1 protein-coding gene and 1 pseudogene are annotated in these 3,229 nt (G+C 50.9%); both read left to right on the plus strand.

All coding sequences use genetic code 11. The features are described from left to right. Nucleotides 1-914 (plus strand): annotated as a pseudogene (locus H8L32_RS27165) (hypothetical protein); the annotation flags it as partial. A 292-nt stretch (nucleotides 915-1,206) separates the two neighbouring features. After that, on the plus strand, nucleotides 1,207-3,229 hold a 2,023-nt coding region (locus H8L32_RS27170; protein ID WP_186951000.1), incomplete at its 3' end, for a DUF4214 domain-containing protein.

The raw sequence follows: 3,229 nt of genomic DNA on the forward strand, positions 1-3,229 counted from the left end.
CAGCAACTGGCGTGTACACCATGACTGCTGCAGAATACAATTCCTTCACAGGTACTGTAACTGCAGGCAATACAGAAACCATCGCGTTGACTACAGCCGGTACGATCGTTGCTAACGCAGCTATCGAACGCTTCACACTGGCTAACGGTACAAACACATTCACTGCTGGTACTAACACAGTGAGCGTTGTTGGTGGTACAGGTAACGATACGTTCAACTACACTGCAACACAAATCGCCGGCGCAACAACGCTGGACGGCGGTCTGGGTGCAGATACACTGAACATCGGTGCAATCGGCGCTAACTTGAACATCAGTGCTTTGGTAACAGGCGTTGAAACAGTGAACGTAACTGGCTCTGCAGCAACTGGCTACATCTTCACTAACGAAAATGGTGCTGGTGTCACACTGAACTACACTAAAGGTGCAACAGGTGACACAGTTGTTCTGGGTACAGGCGGCCAAACAGTGAATCTGTTGGGTACATCTGCTACAGCAGTAACCGTAAGAGGTGGTACAGGTGTGGATACCATCAACCTGTCCACCACTGCAACTGGTGCTGAAACTATCGTTCCTGGTTCAGTGATTTCCTCTATCGATACAGTGGCAAACTTCAAGGTTGCTGGCGCTGACGTGTTCAAGACAGGCACAGCAGCAACAACATTGAACTTGTTGTCTATCGCTAGCGCAGATACATCCACACTGGCAGCAGCTATCGCAACAGCAGCATCAGCAGCTGGCGCGGCCTTGGCAGCGAATACCCAGGCTTACATCATCACTGTAGCCGCAGGTACAGCAGCTGGTACTTATGCCTTCCAAAACATCGGTGGCACTGTTGGTACAGTCGATGCAACTGACTTTATCGTGAAATTGGTTGGCGCAGGTTCTATCGTTGCCGGCGACTTCACTGCTTAATTTGGTGTAGGCCGACATTCAATGCAGAGCTGATTTCTCTGCAGCGATGAAAAATAAAAGAGCCCGAAACAATTATTGTTTCGGGCTCTTTTTAATTGGAAAAAAATTTCGTATTTATTCGTGACACAGAAATGGTTGTTAAATGTTAAGTTGTATCTTGGAATCAATTCGATTTTTTGACTTGTGTCACAGATAAATCAATTTGCCTGTGATAGGCTCACTCGGCTAATATTTGCAATATTGTGTAACCAGAGCAAGTTCATTCTTATAAATCATACATTAGGAGTTCTAAATGGCTAATGCAGCTAGTGATATCCAAAAGCTTTACATCGCTTATTTCAATCGTCCAGCGGACCCACTGGGTTTGGCTTATTGGACAGCGTCCAACCTGTCCCTCAAAGACATCGCGCAAAGCTTCTCCGTTCAGAAAGAATACGCAGACACGTATGCCAACCTGACCACAGCGCAAACCGTCAACACCATCTATAAAAACCTGTTCGGCCACGAAGCCGATCCAGCAGGTCTGACCTACTGGGCAGGCCAGATCGTCAACGGCGCAGTGACAGTTGGCGCAGCCGCCCTGTCCATCCTCGCGGGTGCCACTGGTGCAGACAAAACAGCCGTTGACTCCAAAGTCACTGCTGCTACCTCCTTCACTACTGCTGTTGATACCACCAAAGAAATCACCGCCTACGCAGGTGTAGATGCCAACGCCACAGCCAAAGTATGGCTGAGCAAAGTCGTTGATGCCGCGACACTGGCCACAGCACAAACCACTGTTGATGCAACGATTGCAGGTATCGTGTCCAACAGCCCAGGCTCCCAAATCGTCCTGACTAACGGTACTGATATTGTTTCCGGCGAAACATTCACCGCCCCACAAGTCTACACACCAGGCGGCAATGCCCGTATCAACAGCCTGCAAGATGAAGACCAACTGACAGGTACAGGCGTCTCCAACACACTGACAGCCACACTGGGCAATGCCAACGACAACGGTGGCACCCTCATCACCCCAAAACTGACCAACATCCAAACGCTGAATGCAGCCTTCACAGGTTCTTCTTCCGCGGGTGCCAACCTGGCAGTCACCGGTCTCGATCTGCAAGATGCCACCGGCCTCAAAACCGTCAACATCTCCCGTATCGCCTCCGCAGCAGGTACCAACAATGCCCGTATCGAAAACATCAAATCCGTTCTCGATACCATGTCCATCACCAGCTCCAACGCCAACCAAGCTGGCGTCGTTGAATTCTCCTTCGGTACAGGCGTACTGACAGGTGCCAACGTCGGTGCATTGAATCTGTCCGACGTACAAGTTGGTGCAGTCAACATCGGTGGCAATACTTCTGGTTCCTCCGCCAATGGCGTAGGCGGCACAGGCTATGAAACACTCACAGTCAACAGCACAGGCGCGTCCAACTTCATCGGCGCTCTCAACCTGCCAATGGACACAGGCACAGCCGGTAAAGTCATCATCACAGGCAACACCAACCTGACACTGGCTTCTACCACCAACATCACTAATCTTACGGTCGGTACGATTGAGTCCGTCAACTACCAGGATGGTATCCTGCAAGCTGCTGGTCGTCTTGCGACTGTAGATGCATCCGCATTCACAGGCAACCTGACCATCAACCTCGGTAACGGCATCTTCACTACCGGTAAAGCAGACACCTCTGGTCAGACACAGGACGTCTCCATCATCGGCGGCAAAGGCAACGACACCTTCATCCTGGCTGACACAATTGAAGCTGGCGACAGCATCACAGGTGGCGACGGTAACGACACCCTCATCGTTGTCAATGGTGGTAACGTTACAGCAACATCAAGCGTCATCACCAAAGTGGAAGCGGTTCAAATGTTGTTGAGCAATACCGCCCAGTCCCTCGATTTCAGCAAACTGCCCGATGTGACTGGCGTGCTGGTCCGCAATGTTTCGTTCACTGGTGCTGTTGGCCTCTGGTTCCCAGCTGTTGGCACTTCCACATTCAATTTGAACAAATTGACGGCAGCACAAGCCACCAACATCACTATTCAACACAGCAACACCTTTTCCAACGGCATCACCCAAAACATCGTCAATGCCCGTCTGGCTGTTGACACAGGTACAAGTGACACCGTTGCCCTGACCATCGCTGAAGGTTTGAATACGGATCCACGTTTCAACGTCACCCTGACCACAGGTGCCGCAGAAAACGTCACCATCGTTGATGCTGATTCAGAAAACAACACCGTTGCCCTGGGTAGCGTAGCAGCCCACACAGGCACCGTCACCATCGGTACAGCAGCAGGTGCAGGCAAAGTTGGCGGCT

Source organism: Undibacterium hunanense (genome assembly GCF_014284335.1).
Lineage (GTDB): Bacteria > Pseudomonadota > Gammaproteobacteria > Burkholderiales > Burkholderiaceae_D > Undibacterium > Undibacterium hunanense.